Source organism: Streptomyces sp. NPDC059371 (assembly GCF_042751995.1).
Taxonomy (GTDB): Bacteria; Actinomycetota; Actinomycetes; order Streptomycetales; family Streptomycetaceae; genus Streptomyces.
This window is the reverse complement of the sequence record NZ_JBHYXD010000019.1, coordinates 67,695-88,011: the sequence shown is the minus strand read 5'-3', so window position 1 is coordinate 88,011 and position 20,317 is coordinate 67,695. Positions and strand designations below refer to the sequence as shown.

The 20,317-nt window shown below is 70.1% G+C and carries 23 protein-coding genes; 12 read left to right on the top strand and 11 right to left on the bottom strand.

From position 1 onward, the window contains the following. Positions 1 to 77: 77 nt before the first annotated feature. Genes ACFXGX_RS14105 through ACFXGX_RS14095 form a run of 3 tightly spaced genes read right to left on the bottom strand, consistent with a single transcriptional unit; the run spans position 78 to position 4,359 of the window. Complete coding sequence (locus tag ACFXGX_RS14105) at positions 78 to 1,550, bottom strand: acyltransferase family protein (protein ID WP_384789630.1); 1,473 nt, start codon at positions 1,548 to 1,550, stop codon at positions 78 to 80. Continuing rightward, entirely contained in the window at positions 1,551 to 3,920 is a 2,370-nt protein-coding gene (locus ACFXGX_RS14100) for a bifunctional polysaccharide deacetylase/glycosyltransferase family 2 protein (protein WP_384789627.1), read from the bottom strand. A gap of 19 nt (positions 3,921 to 3,939) precedes the next feature. After that, a complete protein-coding gene (locus tag ACFXGX_RS14095) occupies positions 3,940 to 4,359 on the bottom strand; it encodes a hypothetical protein (protein ID WP_384789624.1) in 420 nt (139 codons plus the stop codon). Between the two features lie 328 nt (positions 4,360 to 4,687). Between ACFXGX_RS14095 and ACFXGX_RS14090 the strand changes: the two genes are divergently transcribed. Then, on the top strand, positions 4,688 to 5,728 hold the full coding sequence (locus ACFXGX_RS14090; protein ID WP_384789622.1) for a chitinase: 1,041 nt from the start codon (positions 4,688 to 4,690) through the stop codon (positions 5,726 to 5,728). Positions 5,729 to 5,939: 211 nt separating this feature from the next. On the opposite strand, the gene ACFXGX_RS14085 is transcribed toward ACFXGX_RS14090, so the two are convergent. The 4 genes from ACFXGX_RS14085 to ACFXGX_RS14070 all read right to left on the bottom strand — a co-directional run bounded on the left by ACFXGX_RS14085 (position 5,940) and on the right by ACFXGX_RS14070 (position 11,936). Continuing rightward, positions 5,940 to 6,539, bottom strand: a complete 600-nt coding sequence (locus ACFXGX_RS14085; protein ID WP_384789619.1) for a hypothetical protein — start codon at positions 6,537 to 6,539, stop codon at positions 5,940 to 5,942. A gap of 7 nt (positions 6,540 to 6,546) precedes the next feature. Further along, positions 6,547 to 7,746: a cyclic dehypoxanthinyl futalosine synthase gene (gene mqnC, locus ACFXGX_RS14080; protein WP_384789616.1), complete on the bottom strand. Its 1,200-nt coding sequence runs from the start codon at positions 7,744 to 7,746 to the stop codon at positions 6,547 to 6,549. Positions 7,747 to 7,962: 216 nt separating this feature from the next. Then, on the bottom strand, positions 7,963 to 8,700 hold the full coding sequence (locus ACFXGX_RS14075; RefSeq protein ID WP_384789613.1) for a prepilin peptidase: 738 nt from the start codon (positions 8,698 to 8,700) through the stop codon (positions 7,963 to 7,965). 206 nt (positions 8,701 to 8,906) lie between these two features. Continuing rightward, the gene (locus ACFXGX_RS14070) at positions 8,907 to 11,936 is read right to left on the bottom strand and encodes a BTAD domain-containing putative transcriptional regulator (RefSeq protein WP_384789610.1); all 3,030 of its coding nucleotides are present in this window, start codon (positions 11,934 to 11,936) and stop codon (positions 8,907 to 8,909) included. Between the two features lie 354 nt (positions 11,937 to 12,290). Between ACFXGX_RS14070 and ACFXGX_RS14065 the strand changes: the two genes are divergently transcribed. The 11 genes from ACFXGX_RS14065 to ACFXGX_RS14015 all read left to right on the top strand — a co-directional run bounded on the left by ACFXGX_RS14065 (position 12,291) and on the right by ACFXGX_RS14015 (position 18,517). Beyond that, entirely contained in the window at positions 12,291 to 13,142 is an 852-nt protein-coding gene (locus ACFXGX_RS14065) for a helix-turn-helix domain-containing protein (protein WP_384789607.1), read from the top strand. Positions 13,143 to 13,151: 9 nt separating this feature from the next. Then, on the top strand, positions 13,152 to 13,355 hold the full coding sequence (locus ACFXGX_RS14060) for a DUF397 domain-containing protein (RefSeq protein WP_384789604.1): 204 nt from the start codon (positions 13,152 to 13,154) through the stop codon (positions 13,353 to 13,355). 105 nt (positions 13,356 to 13,460) lie between these two features. Then, a complete protein-coding gene (locus ACFXGX_RS14055) occupies positions 13,461 to 13,967 on the top strand; it encodes a WXG100 family type VII secretion target (RefSeq protein ID WP_384789601.1) in 507 nt (168 codons plus the stop codon). Beyond that, complete coding sequence (locus ACFXGX_RS14050; RefSeq protein ID WP_384789598.1) at positions 13,957 to 15,228, top strand: YwqJ-related putative deaminase; 1,272 nt, start codon at positions 13,957 to 13,959, stop codon at positions 15,226 to 15,228. Before ACFXGX_RS14055 ends, ACFXGX_RS14050 begins: the two co-directional genes overlap by 11 nt. After that, positions 15,228 to 15,587, top strand: coding sequence for a toxin-antitoxin system YwqK family antitoxin (locus ACFXGX_RS14045; protein WP_384789595.1), 360 nt, complete (start codon positions 15,228 to 15,230; stop codon positions 15,585 to 15,587). The genes ACFXGX_RS14050 and ACFXGX_RS14045 overlap by 1 nt, the downstream gene beginning before the upstream one ends. A gap of 201 nt (positions 15,588 to 15,788) precedes the next feature. Further along, entirely contained in the window at positions 15,789 to 16,175 is a 387-nt protein-coding gene (locus tag ACFXGX_RS14040) for a hypothetical protein (protein WP_384789592.1), read from the top strand. Then, positions 16,172 to 16,594, top strand: a complete 423-nt coding sequence (locus tag ACFXGX_RS14035; RefSeq protein WP_384789589.1) for a DUF4279 domain-containing protein — start codon at positions 16,172 to 16,174, stop codon at positions 16,592 to 16,594. Before ACFXGX_RS14040 ends, ACFXGX_RS14035 begins: the two co-directional genes overlap by 4 nt. A gap of 8 nt (positions 16,595 to 16,602) precedes the next feature. Beyond that, positions 16,603 to 17,064: a DUF4279 domain-containing protein gene (locus ACFXGX_RS14030; RefSeq protein ID WP_384789586.1), complete on the top strand. Its 462-nt coding sequence runs from the start codon at positions 16,603 to 16,605 to the stop codon at positions 17,062 to 17,064. Positions 17,065 to 17,080: 16 nt separating this feature from the next. Next, the gene (locus tag ACFXGX_RS14025; RefSeq protein WP_384789583.1) at positions 17,081 to 17,725 is read left to right on the top strand and encodes a hypothetical protein; all 645 of its coding nucleotides are present in this window, start codon (positions 17,081 to 17,083) and stop codon (positions 17,723 to 17,725) included. Between the two features lie 34 nt (positions 17,726 to 17,759). Then, positions 17,760 to 18,089: a hypothetical protein gene (locus tag ACFXGX_RS14020; RefSeq protein WP_384789580.1), complete on the top strand. Its 330-nt coding sequence runs from the start codon at positions 17,760 to 17,762 to the stop codon at positions 18,087 to 18,089. An 86-nt stretch (positions 18,090 to 18,175) separates the two neighbouring features. Continuing rightward, complete coding sequence (locus ACFXGX_RS14015) at positions 18,176 to 18,517, top strand: hypothetical protein (protein WP_384789577.1); 342 nt, start codon at positions 18,176 to 18,178, stop codon at positions 18,515 to 18,517. Between the two features lie 30 nt (positions 18,518 to 18,547). On the opposite strand, the gene ACFXGX_RS14010 is transcribed toward ACFXGX_RS14015, so the two are convergent. From ACFXGX_RS14010 to ACFXGX_RS13995, 4 genes are all read right to left on the bottom strand, one after another. After that, the gene (locus ACFXGX_RS14010) at positions 18,548 to 18,997 is read right to left on the bottom strand and encodes a TadE/TadG family type IV pilus assembly protein (protein WP_384789720.1); all 450 of its coding nucleotides are present in this window, start codon (positions 18,995 to 18,997) and stop codon (positions 18,548 to 18,550) included. 140 nt (positions 18,998 to 19,137) lie between these two features. After that, a complete protein-coding gene (locus ACFXGX_RS14005) occupies positions 19,138 to 19,584 on the bottom strand; it encodes a TadE/TadG family type IV pilus assembly protein (RefSeq protein WP_384789574.1) in 447 nt (148 codons plus the stop codon). Further along, the gene (locus ACFXGX_RS14000) at positions 19,581 to 19,961 is read right to left on the bottom strand and encodes a TadE family protein (RefSeq protein WP_384789571.1); all 381 of its coding nucleotides are present in this window, start codon (positions 19,959 to 19,961) and stop codon (positions 19,581 to 19,583) included. Before ACFXGX_RS14000 ends, ACFXGX_RS14005 begins: the two co-directional genes overlap by 4 nt. A 90-nt stretch (positions 19,962 to 20,051) precedes the next feature. Further along, complete coding sequence (locus ACFXGX_RS13995) at positions 20,052 to 20,303, bottom strand: hypothetical protein (RefSeq protein ID WP_351863077.1); 252 nt, start codon at positions 20,301 to 20,303, stop codon at positions 20,052 to 20,054. Positions 20,304 to 20,317: the final 14 nt, after the last annotated feature.

The following is a 20,317-nucleotide window of genomic DNA, read 5'->3' as shown; positions in this document are numbered from 1 at the left end:
TCGTAACCAAGATCGTGCCCGGCTCGCTGTGGGCGTCCGCACACGGCCAACCGGGGCGAGGTTCACCCTTCGAGCCGCTACGGCAGCAGCCGGGGCCGCTTCCGGGCGGCCACGTCCTCGACCCAGCCGAACAGCGGGATCGCGATCCCGATCAGCACCCAGCCGACGCCGAACATGAACCACTGGCTCTCCAGGGGCAGCCATTTCTCGAAGGCCGGCACGTTCCAGAACTGGTCGATCAGCGGGACGGCCAGGATCAGCGCGATCTCGTGCCAGAGGTAGATCGTCACCGCCCGCCCGTTGAACACCGTCACCGTGCGGTCGAGCCGCCTGAAGCGGGCCAGCCAGGCGAAGTCGACGTCGTAGTAGGCCTTGAAGTACATCAGCGCCGTCACGAAGCCCGCCGACCAGAAGGCCTGGGCGAGGGGTATGTCGTCCAGGTCGTACGTGCCGTACTCCGCCCGGTGCGCGAGGGCGTACCAGCCGCCGTACGCAAGGGCGGCCGCCGAGGCGAGGACCACCACGGCGGGCTTCAGGCGCCGCAGAGCCCCCTCGCGGTGGGCGAAGCCGAGGAGCCAGCAGAAGAGATAGGTGGCGAGGTCCGTGAGGGCACTGCCGAAGCGGTCGTCCGACGGCTGCCACGCGTACTGGAAGACCACGATCGGTACGAGCGAGAGGAGCAGCACCGGTACCGGGGCCCTGCGGAAGACGTTCAGCAGCAGAGGGGAGAGCAGCACGAACCAGAGGTACGTCCGCAGGTACCAGAGGATCTCCCAGGCCTGCTCGCCCCACTGGTTGCCCGGAGGGTCGCCGACCGGGACGATCCAGAACACGATCTGCCATCCCGGCATCCAGCCGTGTATCAGCATCGCCACCACGACGAAGAGGCCCCAGAACCAGAACGGCGGCAGCAGTCGCCGCATCCGGCCGCGCACCACCTCTAGCGCGGGGCGCTCCAGGGACTTGGCCATCAGCGTGCCGGCGAGCGCGAACATCACGCCCATCGACGGGAAGACCAGCCCGGCCCAGGCCCAGCCGAAGGTGTGGTAGGTGACGACACGGACCAGGGCGACGGCACGGAGGGCGTCGAAATAGCGGTCTCGGCCGCCCCCCGCTCCCTTCCTGCGGGAAGGGGACGGGACCGGGGCCGGCTCGGTCGCCGCCGGTTCCGGCTCCACCGCCGCCCCCACCGTCTCCGCCGCCCCCACCGTCCCCGTCACCGTCAGGACGGGGTCCTCCGGCTCGGGAACGTACGGCCACTGCTCCTCGTACGGCGTCGGCTGCTCGTACAGCGTCGGCTCCTCGTACGGCGCCGGCTGCTCGTACGCGGTCGGCTGCTCGTACGACAGGGTCTGGTCGTACGGGAGCCCTTGCCCGGAGTCGTAGGAGTACCCGCCGTCGTACCCGTACGCGGGGCCGTGCCCGTACCCGCCGTCGTACCCGGAGCCATGCCCGTATGCGGGGCCGTGCCCGTACCCGGAGCCGTGCCCGCCGTCGTGCCCGTATCCGCCCTCGTACCCCTGGCCCTGCTGCTCCGCGCCCCAGGTCATCTAGCTCACTCCTGCCGGGGTTCCGACCTCGCCCGTGCGTTTGAGCTTCTGCCAGCGGAGGCGGCCGCCGGTCAGAGCCGTGACGCAGGAGTGGATCAGAACCAGGTACATCATCTGGCGGTAGGCGAGTTGCTGCAGCGGCAGCATCGCGAGGTAGCGGTACCTCTCCCGGTCGAGGTGGAACGCGTAAGCCGCGCACGTCAGTTGGACCGCGAGGACGGCCAGCCAGGCGAGCAGCGCGGCCCGGAAGTCCACGAAGATCATCGAGTAGACGGTGAACACGTCGATGAGCGGCGCGAAGACCGGCGTGACGATCTGGAAGAGCACCACCAGCGGCATGCCCACGCGCCCGAAGCGGCCCGAAGGACCCTTGTCCGTCAGGGACTTGCGGTGCTTCCAGAGCGCCTGCATGGTGCCGTACGACCAGCGGTAGCGCTGGGACCAGAGCTGTTTGAGCGAACCGGGCGCCTCCGTCCAGGCCTTGGCGTGCTCCTGGTAGACGACCCGCCATCCCGCGCGGTGCATGGCGATGGTGATGTCGGTGTCCTCGGCGAGCGTGTCCTCGCTCATGCCGCCGACCTCAAGCACCGCGTCCCGGCGGAACGCGCCGATCGCTCCGGGGATGGTGGGCATGCAGCGCAGCAGGTCGTACATGCGGCGGTCGAGGTTGAAGCCCATCACGTACTCGATGTGCTGCCAGGCGCCGATCACGGTGCCACGGTTGCCGACCTTGGCGTTGCCCGCGACGGCCCCGATCTCCAGGTCGGCGAAGGGCTGCACGAGCTGGTGCACGGCGTCCGGCTCGAAGACCGTGTCGCCGTCCATCATCACGACGATGTCGTAACGGGCGTGCCGGACACCGTTGTTGAGCGCGGCGGGTTTGCCGGCGTTCTCCTGCCGGACGACCCGGACGTTCGGCATGCCGAGCGACTCGGCGATCTCGGACGTGTTGTCCTCGGAACCGTCGTCGACCACGATGATCTCGATCGGATGCGTGCTCTTCGCCAGCGACCTCAGGGTGTTGGCGATGCATTCCTTCTCGTTGTACGCGGGCACGATGACGGTCACCGGCCGGGTGACCGTCGGTCCCCAGCTGAACGTCCCGCCCCGACTTCCTCTGCGGCCGCGGCCGCGACTGCGGTTGCGCTGCCGGTGGTGCCGGCGGGCGAGGACCAGCATCATCGCGAACCGGCCCATGACGGCGACTCCGACGACCACGAGGAACCAGGACAGCGCCGGTACGACCCATTCGGCGACCGCCACGGCGTAGACGAGCGCCTTGCCCTCGTAGAGGGTCGCGCCGGTCGCCTCGCGCTGGCCCGCCTGCGCCTCGGCGCTCTCGATGGCGCCCGCCGACGGACCGCCAGCCGCCGCGGTGTCCCCGGCCCGGGAACCGCCCTGGCCGGCCACCGACCCGGACCCGGTCCGGTCCGCCGCCGCCCCGGACCCGCCCCGGTCGGTGGCGGCGGCGGCCAGGGACGCGGCCCGGTTCAGTTCGGCCTGGGCGCCGCTGACCGTGGTGAACGTGTAGCCCTTCGCCTTCATCTTCTTGATGTACGTGTCGAGCGCCTGGACCGTCTGCGAGCGGTCGCCGCCCGCGTCGTGCATGAGGACGATGGCGCCCTCGTTCTTCTTCGGAGTCGCCCACCGGACGATCTTCGAGACGCCCGGCTTCTTCCAGTCGTCGCTGTCGGTGTCGACGAAGACGCTGGTGTAGCCGAGGCCGCCGAGCTCCTTGTAGACGGGCCAGCTGTAGTTGTCGACGGCGCTGATCTCCGAGGAGTACGGGGCACGGAACAGCGTGGTCTGGACGCCGGCCGCGCCGGCGAGCGCCAACTGCGTCTGCTTCAGCTCGCGTTGGAGCCGAGCGGTGCTCTGGTAGGAGAGGTCGACGTGGGTGAAGGTGTGGATGCCGACCTCGTTGCCCTGGTTCACCAGCTTCTTCACCACGTCGGGGTAGCGGGAGACCATCGAACCGACCACGAAGAAGGTGGCGTCGACGTCGTTCTTCTCCAGGACCTTCAGGACCTCGGGCGTCCAGTTGGGGGTCGGCCCGTCGTCGAAGGTGAGCACGATGGTCTTCTCCGGCACGGACTGCGTCTTCGCGGCGCCGTCGGCGAACGTCAGGATGGGGCCGCCGTCGAGGATCTTCTGGGGGACCTTGTCGTAGGCCGCGCCGTCGCGCACCCGGGCGTCGTTGCCGATCTCCGAGCGCAGATAGCCGTCGAGCAGCATGACGCTGATGAGGGCCAGCAGGAGCATCAGGGCGAGGATGACACGGGGTTTCTGCAGCGCCGCGGCCTTCCCGGCGGCCCGCTCCAGCTTGGAGGGGGCCCGCCGGCGGCCACGCGTGGGTGTTGTCGTGGTCATGGGAGTGGGTGCGCCCCCGTCACTCGGCGCCGGTGGACGCGGACGCCCCGGCGGTGGTCGTGGGGGCGGAGGAGGGCGCGGAGCCGGTGAGCCGGCCCGACGGCGGGACACCGGTGGGCGCTCCGTCCGGCGCGCCGCTCGGGCGGGTGCCGACGCCGGGTCCGCCGTAGGCCCCGCCGGGTGCGGAGCCGGAGCGGCCGCTGCCGAAGGGGAGGAGCGAGGACGGCGTCAGCGAGGTGCCCCAGCCCATGAAGGCCATGCCGAGCACGACGGCGTACCCGAGGCAGACGACGCCGACGAGCATGCCGACTCTGCTCAGCAGGCGGGCACGGCGCCCGGAGCTGTCAACGAACACGGGGCCGGCCTCGGCCCCCCTGCCGCGTTTGCGGCTACGGCCACGCACCTGGACACGGTTTTCGACGGCGGACTCGGATTGCATTCCCCAGACGGTAGGACGCGTTTATGTGCCGGAAACTCCGAGTTCCGTATGAACGGCCCATGAGAGAAGCCCGAGCCTGTACTTTTCCTATGAGAATCGAGAAATGCCCGCGTGCCCCGGACCCGATGGATATGGGAGATATGCACGTAACCAAAGCCCGAATCACCCCTTTTGCCCGCACCCTTGCCCGCGATTTCTCCTCGCGATCTCCATTCGGCATTCCGTTCCGGATGTGACACATTTCCAGTCGGGGAACGGCTGTTTGTTTTCGATCCGAGACAGACATCACACGAGATCGCGAAAGATCACGAGAGTGGGTGCGTGCGGAATGCGGAGTTTCCTGAGGCCGGCCGTGGGGGTCGTCTGCCTGGTGGCCCTGGCCTGTACGGGGTGCTCCTCGGGCGGCGGTGACGCCTCGGACCGGTCGTCCGCGCGGGCCGGCCGGTCGACGGCGGCGGCGTCGCCGGAGGCGGGTGCGGCGACGTCGTCGGCCACCTCGTACGCGCCGTACGTGAGCGCCACGACCGCCGCGGACACCGACTCGGCGGGGTCGCCGACCACGTACAACCTGGCCTTCGTGATCTCGGACGGCAGCGGCTGCACACCGGAGTGGGACGGGATGTACGCCATCGGCGACACGGCGGTGAAGTCCCGGATCTCGGCGCTCGAGAAGTCCGGGGCACGGGTGCGGGTGTCCTTCGGGGGTGCCTCCGGCAAGGAGCTGGCGTCGACGTGCGACAGCGCGAGCGACCTCGCCGCGGCCTACGGCGCGGCACTGGACGCGGCCGGGTCCACACAGGCCGACTTCGACATCGAGGGCGCCCAGTTGAGCGACTCCGACTCGGTCGCGCTGCGCTCCGAGGCCATCGCGCTGCTCCAGAAGAAGCGTCCCGGGCTGACGGTGTCCTTCACCCTGCCCGTGATGCCGTCCGGGCTCGACGCCGACGGCCTGGCCCTGCTGGAGTCCGCCAACGACCATTCCGTGGAGGTCTCCACGGTCAACATCATGACCATGAACTACGGCAGTTCGTACGCCGGCGACATGGGCGACTACGCGATCACGTCCGCCGAAGCGGCCCACACCCAGTTGAGGAAGGTGTTCGGACTGTCGAGTGCCGACGCGTGGCAGGGGCTCGCGCTCACCTCGATGATCGGCGTCAACGACGTGGACAACGAGACGTTCGGGCTCGCGGACGCCGCGCAGGTAAGGGAGTTCGCCGAGAAGAAGGAGGTGGCCTGGGTGTCGATGTGGTCGACGTTCCGCGACAGGCAGTGCGAGAAGGGCAGCGCCACGGCGGACGACGCGGCGACCGACTGCAGCGGCGTGAAGCAGAGCGCGGGGGCGTTCGCGAAGGCACTCGCGGGCTGAGCCGGCGTCACGGGGCCTGGCGCGAGATCAGGGAACCCTCGCGGGCCGAGCCCGCGTCACATGCCATCACGCGGACCCGGGAACCTCGCGGGCCGCCCCGGCGTCACATGCCGTGATCAGCGGGCGCGGGAACCCTCGCGAGCGCGGGTGCCACATGCCATCGCGCGGGCCCGGGAACCCTCGCAGGCCGAGCCGGTGTCACGTGTCGTGATCAGCGGGCGCGGTACACCAGTCGGCCGCCGATCACGGTCGCCACGCAGGTCCCCGCGCCGCGTCGGACCAGTTCGGCGCGGTCCGCGACGTCGAACACGGCGAACCGGGCCGGACCGCCCGGCACCAGCCCGGGCAGCAGGATCAGCGGGGTCGGGGACAGCGACGCCGGCCCGGCGAGCGGGTCCGGCCGCCGTCCCACCGCGAGGCCGGCCCTGCGCACCGCGTCGACCACGGCTCGCGACCGCAGCTCCCCGGCCACCGCCACCGTGCCGTGCGCCAGCATCCGCTGGATCCCGCGCCGCGCGCTCGCGCCGACGCGTGCGGGATCGGCGCGGAAGATCCGCTTGGCCCGCTCCCCGCCGATGGGCTCGGTGCCGAAGCCCTCGGCCTCGCGCGGGTCCGGGTGGTACATGGCTTCCAGGAGCTCGGGACCGTACGGGTTGAGCAGTCCCGGCGTCAGGATGCCGGGCCAGCGCCGCACCTTCGCCTGCGGGTGCGCTTCGGCCAGTCGCTCGTACGGGCCGATGGCGGCGATGGCCGCCCCGTCGACCAGGACCGCGGTCCCGGCCGACTCCTCGGCTACGTGAATCGTCAGCATGAGTACGTCAGTTGGACGCGAGCAGCTTCAGCTCGGGGTGCGCCGTGCCGCCCTCGATCGCGGTCGAGGAGATGTGGGACATGACGCGCTCGTCGACCGGGTCGTTCGCCGGGTCGTCGTGGACGACGATGTGCTCGTACGTCGTGGTCCGCTGGGCGGGGACGCGGTCCGCCTTGCGGATCAGGTCGATGATCTCCATGCGGTTGGAGCGGTGCTTGGCGCCGGCGGAGGAGACGACGTTCTCCTCCAGCATGATCGAGCCGAGGTCGTCCGCGCCGTAGTGCAGGGAGAGCTGGCCGACCTCCTTGCCGGTGGTCAGCCAGGAGCCCTGGATGTGGGCGATGTTGTCGAGGAAGAGACGGGCGATCGCGATCATCCGCAGGTACTCGAAGAGCGTCGCCTGCGTGCGGCCCTTCAGGTGATTGTTCTCGGGCTGGTAGGTGTACGGGATGAACGCGCGGAACCCGCCCGTCCGGTCTTGTACGTCACGGATCATCCGCAGGTGCTCGATGCGCTCGGCGTTGGTCTCGCCGGTGCCCATCAGCATGGTGGACGTCGACTCGACACCCAGGCCGTGCGCGATCTCCATGATCTCCAGCCACCGCTCGCCGCTCTCCTTGAGCGGGGCGATCGCCTTGCGCGGGCGGGCGGGGAGCAGTTCGGCTCCGGCGCCCGCGAACGAGTCGAGACCGGCCGCGTGGATCCGCTGGATGGCCTCCTCGACGCTCACCTTGGAGATCCGGGCCATGTGCTCGACCTCGGACGCGCCGAGGGAGTGGATGACCAGTTCGGGGTAAGCGCCCTTGATCGCGGCGAAGTGCTTCTCGTAGTACTCGACGCCGTAGTCCGGGTGGTGTCCGCCCTGGAACATGATCTGCGTCCCGCCGAGCTCGACGGTCTCCGCGCAGCGGCGCAGGATGTCGTCGAGGTCGCGCGTCCAGCCCTTGGCGGTGTCCTTCGGGGCCGCGTAGAACGCGCAGAACTTGCACGCCGTGACGCACACGTTCGTGTAGTTGATGTTGCGCTCGATGATGTACGTCGCGATGTGCTCGGTACCCGCGTACCTGCGGCGGCGTACGGCGTCGGCGGCTGCGCCGAGCGCGTGCAGCGGGGCGTCGCGGTAGAGGACGAGCGCCTCTTCCGGGGTGATCCGCCCACCCTCCGCGGCACGGTCCAGCACGGACTGAAGGTCGGCCTTCTCGGTCACCGGGAGCGTCCCTTTCGTAAGGGTTGTGGACAGACTCAACCACCCTACGCCAGCCCACCCCACCGGCCGACGCCAGGCCCACCGGCGGACCTTTGTCGGGCTCACCGGCCGACCGGCGTCCGGCCCATCGGCGCGACCGACTTCAGGCCCACCGGCGCGACCGACTTCATGCCCGTCGGTGCGACCGGCGCCGACCCGCGCCGGTCCGGTCCGGCGTCAGGCCGCGTAAGCCCCGATCAGCAGCCCCACGTACGCCCCCGCGATCAGGAACGGGCCGAACGGGATCGACGTCTTGCGCCCCGCGCGCCGGGCGATCACGAGCGCCATCCCGTACAACGCGCCGAACAGGAACCCGGCGAAGGTGCCGAGGACGACCACGCTCCACCCGTACCAGCCGAGCACCGCGCCGAGGCCGAGGGCGAGTTTCACATCGCCGAAGCCCATGCCGTTCGGGTTGATGAGGAAGAGCACGAAGTACCCGCCCCCGAGTGCGAGCGCCCCGAACAGCGCCGTCGTCCACTCCCCCGCGTGCTCCGGCAGCGCGGCGGCCACCCCGAGCAGGACGAGCGCCGCCGCCGCGAGCGGCAGGGTCAGCGCGTCCGGCAGCCGCTGCACCCGGAAGTCCACCACGGCGAGCAGGACGCCGAGCGGCGTGAGCAGCAGCCAGACGCCGAGCTCCGGGCGTGTGCCGGTGACGAGGGCGAGTCCGGCGCAGAGGAGGGCGGTGACCGGCGGGACGAGGAGGGCGCTGGGGCCGTAGCGGGTTCCGCCCGGGGAACGGGCGAGCCCCAGCCATCCGCGCGCGGCCCCGGTGATCGGCTGCCCTTCGGGACAGCGGTCCCGCCACGGCTCGTCGGGGTCGACGGCGAAGCGGTACGCGGGCCGGGGCACCAGAAGCCCCGCCACCGCGCCCCAGAGCGCTGCGGCGAGGACGAGCCAGAGATCGAGATCCACGCGTTCCCCCAAGAGTGCGGTGTACCGGCCGGGCCGGCCGAACCGACCGGCGAGGCCGGTGACGAGCGCCGCGACCGACGCCCACGGCCACCGGCGTCCGCTCCCGGCCGGCGGTCGGTGCGGGACGGCGAGAACGACGGTGAGTCGCGCCGCCCGGCCGGAAGCGGCCGGTGTGCGGGGCGGGCGTCGGGCCGGGGCCCGAGCGTTCAGCTCACCGCTGCCGTGCCGCTGCGCCAGGTCGGGAGGAGTTCGTCGAGCAGCGCCTCCGTCCGGGGCGGCAGCCCACGCGCCCCGCTGCGGGACACCAGGTCCGCGGCGAGTCGCTTCACCTTGTCCTCGTTCCCCGTCGCGTGCGTCGCGCGCAGCAGCTCGTTCCACAGCCGTTCGTCCGCCGGTGCCGAGTTCATCGACGCGTTCAGCGCCTCGATCGCCTTCTCGGCCCGGTCCTTCTCCAGATGGAACGCGGAGAGCGCGAGGCCGATGTCCGCGACCAGCAGCGGCAGTTGGGCGTCGATGATCTCGTGGGTGAGCCAGCCGTAACGCCCCTCGAGGCGGTCGGCGAGCAGCGGGCCGCGGACGAGGACGAGCGCGTCGGTGAGCAGTCGCCCGCGCACCACCCGGCTGTCGACTCCCTTGCCCTGCGTCGCCTCGTGGTAGAGGGAGCGCAGCACGTCCAGGTCGGAGACGACGGACTTGGCGAGCGTGAGCCGCCCGGTCGCGTCGGAGCCGAGGCGGGGGGTGCCGTCGGGGTCGCCGCCGAGCCAGCCGCGCAGCCGCTCGACGAGCGCGTCCCGCACGTCGTCGGTGACTCCGCGCGGCCACAGCGCGGAGGACAGCACGCGCGGGTGCACCCCTTCGCGGTGCAGCAGGAGCAGCGCCAGCGCCTCGTGCAGCAGCGGACTGCGGTCGCCTTCGGGCGTCTCCAGACCGATGATCTCGTACGGGCCCACGAGCCGCGCGTACACGGCGGGCCGCCCCTGCTCGCTGATGTCGATGAGGAACGGCGGGGAGTCGGTCGGACCGTCGGGCCCGCCCTCCGGGTCCGCCTCGACGAAGAGTTCCACGACCGCCCGTTGCTGGGCGACCGGCAGCAGCTGCGCGTCGAGTTCGAGGCCGAGGAGCGGTGCGAGCAGCTTGCCCTCGCGGGTGACCTCCATCTCCCAGGCGGCGCCCGGCAGTTCGCCGCTCTCGGTGCCGACGAGGTAGCCGATGCCCAACCGGCCGGCGTCGGCTGCCAGTTCGGCGAGCTTGAGGGCGTCGACGGGGGACGGTTCGGCGGCGAGGAGGACGAGGTGCGGGGCCCAACGGGTGTGCTGGGCGGGCCCGGTACGGCCGGTGAGTACGGAGTCGTGTCCGGCGGCGCCCAGCGCGCCGCGCCGCTGCCGTGTCTCGGCCTCCATGGTCTCGACGAGCGCCTCGATGTCGTCGAGGTGGCGCAGCCGGTTGGGCGCGAGCGGCGTCAGGTCCTCGCCGAAGCCGACGAGAGTGATCGTCATGCGGTCCGACCAGCCGTTGGTGGCCAGTTCGGCGGCGACGGAGGCGAAGACGCCGGCGCGGTCGGCCGCGCTGCCGCTCAGGGAGACGATGCCGGGCACGGCCTCCAGGTTGAGCAGCAGCCGCGAGTCGTCCATGGTGCCTAGGCTGACGAGGCCCGGGTAGGGGGCGGCGGTGTCGACTTCCTCGTACCGCTCGGCGTCCGCGCGTGCCAGCATCCAGAACGTCTGGTCCTGGCCGAGCTGCCACGGCGTGGGCGGCTTCCCGGCCGGCTGGGCGAGTTGGAGGTGCAGATCGCCATTGCCGCCGAGCCAGGCCGCGTAGACGGTCGGCAGCGGGCGCGACTCGGCGGCGAGGGCGGCCGCGAGGCCGCGCAGCGACAGGTCCAGGAGGCGTACGCCCTCGGGGTCGGCGCCGACGAGCAGCGCGTCCTGGGCGTCCGCGGCGGAACCGGTGGGAACCGGCGGCTCCATGCCCCGGCGTCCGCCGACCGCGCCGAGGGCCGACTGCCACAGCGCCTGACGGCGGCGCCTGCCGAGGGCGCCGAGGAGGCCCGCGGCGAGGAGGGGGGCGCCGACGAGGGCCTCGGGCAACCCGAAGGAGGACCCGCTCTCCTCGGAGGCCGACGGCGCGCTCCGCCCGTCGCGCGCGTCCGGGGCGGCTTCGCCGGAGGAGGCGCGGTCGCTCTCCTGGCCCTGGTCGCCGCCGGCCCGCTGCTGGGGAACGCGGAAGTGCGCGGTGTCCCGGTCGCCCTGCTCGCCCTGCCGGCCGATGCCGCCGGCCCGCTGTCCGCCGGTCTGCTGGTGGTCGCCGGTCTTCGCGTAGTCGTGGATCTGCTGCTGGACCTGTTCCGGGATCCCGGGCTTGGCCTCGGGCATCTCGACGAGCTCGCCGCCGTGGGCGTCGCCGGGCATCTCCATGATCCAGCCGGGCCGGATCAGGCTGGCCTCGGACAGCTTGGACCCGTCGGGCTGCGTACGGTCCTTGTTGAGCTCGTAGATCTCCTTGTACCGGCGCCCGTCGCCGAGGTGGCGCTGCGCGATCTCCCAGAGGGAGTCGTGGTGACGGCCCTCGGGGGGCTGGATCCGGTAGTACTTCGTGTCACCGTGCCGGGCGGAGGAGCCGCCGTCCGTCTGGGTGGCGGCCTGGGCCGCGGCGTCGGCGGCCTGTTCGGCGACGGCGGCGGCTCCCGCGGCGGCCTGGTCCCGCTGCTGGCCGAACAGCGTGCCCGGGGTCTGCTGAGCGGCGGCGACGGAGCCGTGCCGGCTGCCGTCCGGGCTCTGGCCGAGCTGGGAGAGGCCCGGGGTGAAGCTCGCGGCGGCGGCGCCCACGAGCAGGAGTGCCGCGACGAGCTGACGGGCCAGCAACTGGCTCGCCCCGGCGCCCGGTACGCGGTTGGGCAGCCCGACGCCCGACAGCGCGGCCTTCATCTCGACGAGGACGCACGCGGTGAACTGCGCCCACGCCAGCCACACGATGACCGTCAGCACGTGGATGAACGTGCCGACGGTGATCTCCTGCTGGAGCCAGTCCAGCGAGGGCGTCCCGTGCGGCAGCGGCCAGCCCACGGCGACGACCAGCGCGCCGGGCACACCGACGAGCAGCACCAGCAGGGCGGCGAACGCCCCCAACGCCTTCACGAAGTCCCCGAACGTCCGACGACGCCGGGGCAGGGGCTGCGGCGTCCGATTCCTCGGACCCGGCGAGCCGCCCGTCGAGCTGGAGGTGGTGCGTCGCGCCATGGCGGGTGTCCCGGGGTCGTTTGGGGAGGGCGTGAGTTCGGGGGTGAACCGAGCCTACTGAGAGTCTAGGGAGGGTGTCGAAGGCCGGGCGGACGGCATGGACGACAGTCCGCCCGTTTCATCACCAACCGCCCAGGACAACCGAGTTGCCACTTCACCCCGGCTTCCGTCACCCCCGTTGACCCCCTCACACCCTTCACAACATCCGCAAGACGGAGATGGCGGCGTTCGCGGGTGTCGCAGAGTGGCCATTACGTCACCGACGGTAGATCCAACTCTTCAGAGCCACTGGGACGGTCGCGTAATCTGCCCCCGAACGAGTCACCTTCATGGGCACACCGAGAAGGGAACCCGATGGCACTGAGGCGGGACGCGACGGCACGTCAGATGCGTCTGGCGGTGGAATTGCGCCGACTCCGCGGAGCGGCCGGACTTTCATCGCGTGAAGCGGCCACACTGCTCGGGGTGAGCCCCGCACAGATCAGTCAGATCGAGGCCGGCCTCGCGGGCGTGAGCGAGAAGCGGTTACGCCGGCTCGCCGCCCAGTACGTCTGCACGGACGAGGCGTTCGTGGAGGCCCTGGTCGCCATGGCGACCGACAGGACACGCGGGTGGTGGGAGCCGTACCGCGGTCTGCTGCCCACGCCGTTCCTCGACCTCGCCGAGCTGGAGCACTACGCCACCTTCCTGCGGGACGTCCAGTTCCTCCACGTCCCCGGCCTCCTCCAGACGGAGGAGTACGCACGCGCGGTGTTCTCCTACCGCGTCCCAGAACTCCCGGCCGAAGAGGTCGAGTTGCGTGTACGGCACCGCATGCAGCGCAAGGCACTCCTCGACGGCCCCGCTCCCAAGCGGTACGACGGCGTCGTCCACGAGGCGGCCCTGCGCATCATGGTCGGCAACCGCACCGCTTCGAGGTCCCAACTCGCCCACGTGCTGGACCTGTCCGAGGCCGAGCACATCACCGTGCGCGTCATCCCGTTCGGCCTGGAGGGGTTCGGTGGCGCCGCGAGTGCCATGACCTACGCGGGCGGCCCCGAGCCCAGGCTGGACACCGTCGTGCGCGACGCTCCCCAGGGCGCCGCGTTCATCGACTCCGAAGCCCAGCTCAACGCCTATCGCACGCTGTTCCACAAGGTCGAGGCGGTGTCGCTGGACGCCGACCGGTCCCGCGACTTCATCCACAGGTTGACGAAGGAGCTGTGAGAGTCATCCATGAGCACCCCTGACAACTGGCAGAAGTCGTCCTACTCGGGGCCCGGTGACGGCGACTCCTGCGTCGAGCTCGCCTCCACCCCCGCCATGCTCCATCTCCGCGAGTCCGACGACCCGGGCACCGTCCTCACCACCACCCCGCCCCCCGTCGACCACCTGCTCCAGGCCATACGCGCCGGAGCGCTGGGCACACCCCGCTCGTAACAACCCCTCGACGAAGCACTGTTCGACGTTCCACTCGCAATGATCAGCCAGATACGTTCACACGTACGTTCTGATGCAGAGGTTGCGGGTGTTACGGGGGAACGTGTGTCGAACAGGCCGACGGACTGGCACGTACTCGACCTCGACCAGGACCCGACGCCGGGCGACCCGCAGCGGGTGCGCGGGCTCGCCGGCTCGCTCCACGACTTCGCCGACGACGTCGCGGACATCCTGCGGGACGTGAAGGGACTGGCCAACGACGACGCGGTCCTGAAGTGGGAGGGCAAGACGGCGGATTCCTTCGCCTCGGAGTTCGAGGACGTCCCCGGGCAGCTCAAGAAACTCAAGAAGTCCTACGACATCGCGGGCGACGCGCTCGCCTCGTACTGGCCGGACCTGGACGACGCCCAGCAGAAGGCGGACAAGGCGCTGCGCGACGGCCGCAAGGCCCGCCAGGACCTGTCCACGGCGCGGACCGCGCTGTCGGGCGCCGACGACTGGGTGCACAGGGCCACCGCGAAGGCCGACTCCTACGACCAGGACAAGAACCGCGGCAAGGACGTACCGCCGCCGGACGAGGCGGACGTGCGCCGGGCGACGCGTGACGCGTGACGCCCAGCACGCCAGGGAGCGGCAGACCGCCGCCCACAAGGACGTCGACGACGCCAAGGGGCTGCTGGACGCGGCGAAGAAGCTCGCCGCTCACGCGAAGGGGCTGCGCGAGGAGGCCGCCCGCCGCACGGTGAAGAAGCTGAACGAGGCGTCGGACGCGGGCATCCACAACCGCCACTGGTGGGAGGAGCCCATCGACTGGGTCTCCGACCACTGGGACGAGATCGTCACGGTATGCAAGTGGGTCGTCACGATCGTCGGCATCATCGTGATGATCGTGGGCGGCCCGCTGGGCTGGCTGGTCTTCGCGGCGGCGCTCGTGGTGCTCGCGGACACCGTGAGAAAAATGCTCAACGGCCAAGCCGGCTGGGGCGACCTGATCTTCGCGGTCCTCGACTGCATCCCCGCCACGAAGGGCTTCACGAGCCTGGCCAAGATGGGCAAACTCTGGAAACTGGGCGGCCTGCGCGCCCTCGGCGGAGCCTTCACGAAGGGGCTCGGCGGGGGGCTGAGGAATCTGGCGAGCACCATCCGCAACGGCGCCAAGGGCATGAGGCAACTGTCCATCACCTTGCGCGATTCATGGAGAGCCCGTCAAGGATTCAAGACCCCGAAGCTGCCGCCGGCAGGCCATGGGACGAAACTCCTGGAGACCACCTCCGAGAGCCGGATCACGCGCGGAAGCGACGGACTCATATCCAAGATCGACGGCCGGCCGGTCTCGGACTACCTCAAAAATTTAACCGACATACGAGCACAGAACTACAAGGACCTGGTATCGGAAGGAACTGATGCCTTCAGGAAGAAGGACCTCGGTGACTGCCTCGGAGTGGGTGTGGACCGGAGGACAGGAAAGGTCTACGAAGGCATCAACGGGCGCAAGGGAAACGAAATAGATCCCGGCGACGTCCACCCCACCATTCAGGACAGCGTCGACAACGTGGCGAGCAGTGGCCCCTACCCCGACCGTGACGGTGCTCTCACCTTCGACTACCCCCACCCGGATGTTCCGCTGCGGCACGCCGAGGTGAAAGCGACGAACATGGCACTGCACGATCGTGCCGCCGCGGGGCTCCCGGACGGCCCTTCCGCAATGCGGGAAATCACCATGAATACGCACTTTCCTTACATGGGGGGCGGAAAGCCCGCCCCCTTCTGCGCCAACTGCCACAATGTCCTCGGCGGCGTCGACAGCGTCACAGGTAGGTTTCCTGGCTGGCCGCCGAGCGACGAAGTCCTCATACCTGGAGTCACTTACTGATGCGCATCGACGTCGACGACCCCGAGTTGGACATGGGAATCGACCAGTCGCTGACTTACCAGGGTCGGCTGTTCACCGGCGAGACTGTCGAAGAGAATCCCCGGACGGGTCAGGTGGTCGCCATGACCACCTATATCGAGGGCTTGGAGGACGGCCCCCTGCGCGAGTGGTATTCGGACGGAGCAGACAGGGCGGAGGGCCAGTGCCGAAGAGGCATTCCGTACGGCCGATGGCGGGACTGGCACCCGAACGGTCAGCTCGCCCTCGAGAAGGAATACGGCGCGCGCGGGATGGTGCGATCGATCAAGAAGTGGTCGGAGAACGGCGAACTCATCGACGACCGGACCTTCGACGCGTGATGGCGAGCGCAGCCTCCGCTCCTCGACGCCCACCGAGCTGACCACCGCCAGGAGAGCCATGCACAACTCCAATCGCTGCCGCATCTGCGCTGAAGCGGCTCCCCCGATCGACGGCCAGTGCGGAGAGATCATCGGATACCGCCTGGTTCGGGCCCCCTGGTCCCTTTCCCCCTCCTTCCTCGACGGCACTCTCCACTTCTCATGCGACTGTCCGACGGCTGGATGCTCGTCAAGAAGAACGGTCCATGGTTCGGCTTCGGCCTTCCCCAACTCCGGGCAATCGGCTCGGGCGGCATTCCGGTCTCGGATTCCGAGGTGACCCGATACCGGCTTCCCGTCGGCCTCGGGGACGCGGTCGGCACGTATGGACTTTCCGAACTCCCGGAATCCCTCGGGGTGGCACACCACTACACCGACGCGGCTGAACCGGCCCGCGTGGAATACCGCTTCCGCGACTACTACGCACCGAAGCGGCTCATCGACTACGTAGCCGTGGCGCCCCTGCCGCTACCCGAGGAAGCCCGGACGTTCCTCGCCGCCTACGCGAAGACGTACGCCCCCGTCACGTTCGACGAAGGGGACGCGTGATCGAGTACGTCCACAGTGAGGGGCCTTGGGCCGAGACCGCGGTGACACTGATCGTCCGCAAGCCGGACCTGGACGCGGATCTGGTGTCCCGGACACTTTCGCTCCCGCCGACATCGACGGGGAGCGCGGGAAGCGATCAGCACGATCAGGTGTCGACGCCCAAGGACGGCCTCTGGGCGCTTCAGGTCCACGACCGGATGCCGGGCGGCATCGGCACCCAGCTCAGCGTGCTGGTGGACATGGTGAAGCCCCGTTCCGAGTCACTGGCCGAACTGACCGCCCAGGGATACGACATTCACCTCGACCTCTTCGGATTCGTCGGACGCGGAGCCACGTTCGTGCTGGACCCCGACGTCGTCCGGAAGGCGGCGGCCCTCCGCGTTCCCGTCACGGTCACCACCAGCGTCAGCGATCGGTGAGGACAACCATGGAACCGTTCTCCTCATGGGGAGCCCCTCAAGCCGCCCTCCTCATCACCGGCCGGAACCTGAAGCCGCGCGACATCACGGCCGAGTTGGGCCTCACCCCCACGCTCTCCAGAGAGCCGACGGACGAATCGCCCTTCCGCCCCGGCGAGGGATGCTGGGCGCTCCAGGTGACCGGGGCGCCGGAACGGGGATTCGGCGGGCTTCTCGACGAACTGGCCGCGCTCATCTCCCCCGCCCTGGAGGAGATCCAGGACATCCGTCGCCGGGGCCACTCCGTGCAGTTGGACCTGAGCGGTCACGTGCGGAGCGGTTCCCGGACCTTCCTCTCACCTCACCTGCTGGAGTGCGCGACCCGGCTCGACCTGCCTGTGTCCCTCACCACGGACGCCGATCCCCCCGCCGGGTCCGAGGATCTGCTGGACTGGCTGCCGGCCCCGGACGGATCGCACCGGGCTACCTGAAAGAAGGCCACCGACCTTGACCGCAAGCTCCGCGTCCCCGGAGGCCCCGGAACGCTTCTCGGGCTTCTCGCTGTCCGTCCCGGAATCCTGGTGGGAGTTCGACATCCGCCCGGAGGGCCGGGACGCGACCGTCCGTGGCCTCGTCGACGAGCGGATCCGTGGGATTCCCGAACTCGCCGAGTACCGAGGCGACCTGGCGGCCATGCTGCGCAAGATGGCCAAGGACGCATACGACTCCGGGGCCGTGTACATGGGCTGCATGGCCGAGAACTTCGACGGTGTTCCGCTGACCGCGACCCTCACCGTGTCGGTGCTGGGTGCCAGGAACAAGCAGGGCGTGGCTCTGTCGACCGACCCGCGTGCCATCGCGGAGAATCTGCGGACTGTCACGGCCCGCCGCGAGGGCGACGCCTGGCGCACGGTCACGACCGTCGACATCCCCCAAATCGGAGTAGCGGCGCGGACATTCGGCGTGGAGGACGTGCCCGTCGCGCAGGGCGACACCCGTACCCTTCGTATGGTGCTGACCCAGACGTACATCCCGGTCCCGGGAACCACCGACCAGGTCGTTCTCGTCTCCGGAGCCAGCCCGGTGCTGGACCTGGCCGAGGCGTTCCACGACATCTTCGACGCGGTGACCGGCACGTTCCGGTTCGCCTGACCGGGACTTCAGAACTCGACAAGGGGGAACCGACATGGGTGGTGGCGGCAAGAGCGACCTCGCGCTCCCGTTGAGCGAGCTGGAGGACTACGGCGGCCGGCTGCGGGACATCAAGACCCGGCTGAACCACACCAAGAAGCTCTTCGAGTCGTACCAGGACGACCTGGGCGACCACACCGTCTACGACGCCCTGGACGACTTCGAGTCCGGCTGGGAGGACGGCCGCGAGGACATCGGCCAGGCCCTCGACGCCCTCGCGAAGATGTCCGACGCCGTGGTCCGCGAGTTCAAGAAGCTCGACGACGAGCTGGCCAAGAACGTCTCCGAGGGAGTGAAGACGGAGAAGAAGGACGGGCCGAAGTAGTTCGAGAACGGCACCAGGACGGAGGCACGGGAATGATCCGACCCTTGGGGTTCTTTTCCGAGCTTCGGCCCGGGTGGGGGCTTCCCGTGAACGGGCTCCTGCGGGATTCCGTCCGTCCGGGTGGGGAGCCGGACGAGGCGGAGATCATCGGGTATCTCGGACGCGGTGCCGGGCTCTGGGCCGAGACGAGTGCCGGGTCCGACGTCCTGGACCCGGACGGCCCCCTCATGTCCGGCATCGGCTCGCTGTACACCGACGGGACCTGGCTGTGGCGTCAGGACCTGACGTACTACCTCGGCACCTACCACGTCTCCCTGCCCCGGGATTTCCTCACGCACGTCAGAAAGGCCCGGTACCGGGTTCCGGACGTTCCCGAGACACGGCTGATGGAGATCCTCACCCGGGATCTCGGAATCGACATGGACTGAGCGACCCCGCGCCCAAGCAGGGCCGGGGTCTCAGCCCACCTCGTTCTCCGCCACCGCTCGGCCGTGGACGGTCACGTCTCCGCCGTAGAACATGCCCGTGAAGACCGGCGAGTAGGTCAGCTGGACCTCCACCTCGACCTGTTCCGCGTCCGCGGTCACGCAGTGGGTCGCCGCGATGTCCGCGCCGGACATGCCCATCTCCCGGGCGAACGCCTTCACCCGGGCGCCGCAGTTCTCGAAGTTGATGGGCGCCGGGCCGTTCTGGTTCTCGTAGAGCGATTCGAGGTCGATGTCCTGGGCCGCGTACCGGGCCGCCTGCTCGGCGATGTCGGCGGCCCGTTCCCGCTTGGAGATGGACATCCCGCCGTCGATGACGAACGCCGAGAGGGAGAGGAAGACCAGCGCGAAGATGATGACCGCGCCGGCCCCCGAGCCCCGGTCGTCGAGCCGCTCCCGGCGCGCGGCGGCCCAGCCGCGCAGGGCGAGGGGCGGCTTCGGATCCCGCCGTGCGGGGCTCAGCTCCGGATCCCGCCGTGCGGGGCTCAGCTCCGGATCCCGCCGTGCGGGGTCCGGCTCCGGGCACGCCCGCCGGGCCCGCTCCCGGACCGCCGAGTTCAGCCTCATGCCGTCCTCCGGAACGGGTCGAGCGGTGAACTGAAGGACGCGTCCAGGGTGGTGGGCACATCGAGGCCGATCATCGCCAGGCCTCTCACCTCGCAGCTCACCTCGACGGTGAACAGGGTGTCGGGCTCGAAGCCCGCGCTGGTCTGGGTGACGGTCACCGGACCCGAGCAGACGTCCGACAGGTCCGCCTCGGCCGCCTTCCTCGCTTCGGCCATCGCGGTCGCGTGGTCCTTCTGGATCGAACCGGCCCGCGCGGCGTCCCGGGCGGCGCCGTCCAGCGCGCCGCGGCCGTCGACCAGTTGCCCGAAGGCCACCAGCACCAGAATGAAGAGGATCATCACCGGCGCGAGGATGACCACCTCGATGGTGGACAGTCCCCGGTCGCGCCGATGCCCGGACACGTGGTCCAGAAGAGCGGCGAGCCGGACCCCGGGTCCCGTCACGGCCCCTCCTCCTTCACGAATCTCTCCACCGGGCCGGACGACTGCGCGTGCACCGTCAGGTCCAGGCCCGGGAAGACCGAGGGGACCCTCGCCCTGATCTCGACCCCGACGGTGTCCGGCTCCGGCTGGAGCATCGTCACGTCCGGGGACAGCACCAGCTTCGGACCGAGCTGGCTGATGTAGCTGTCGACGACGTCACCCGCCTCGCCGCGCCACGCGCCGGGCTGCGCGTCCGCCGTGGCACGGGCCTTGCGGGCGCCCGCCTGGGCCGCCGCCTGGGCGACGTGGTCCGCGAAGAAGTACAGCGCGAACTGCACCGTCGCGAAGATCATGAAGAACAGCACCGGAGTGAGCAGCACGAACTCGATCGCGGTCATGCCGGAGTCACCGCGGGCGGAGGCTGCCTCCACCCTGCGGCGCACCCAGCTTCGTACCCCTCGGTGTTCGCGCACTCGCATTCCCGCCGCTCAGCAGGTCTTGCCGGCGTCGGCGCCCTTGATGCAGTCGCCGACCTTGTTGGCGCCCTCGCTCAGCGCCGCGTTGATGATCGCCGCGACCACGCCGACGATGGCGACGACGACGGCCGAGATGATGACCCACTCGACCGCGGACGCGCCCCGGTCGAGCTCGCCGGAGCGGGCACGCTGCACCCGGCCCTGGAGGAAGGTGATCAGGAAGTCCACCCCCGGGATCCCGGTGCTGAAGTTCCGTCCGTTCATGGTGAGTTGTCCTC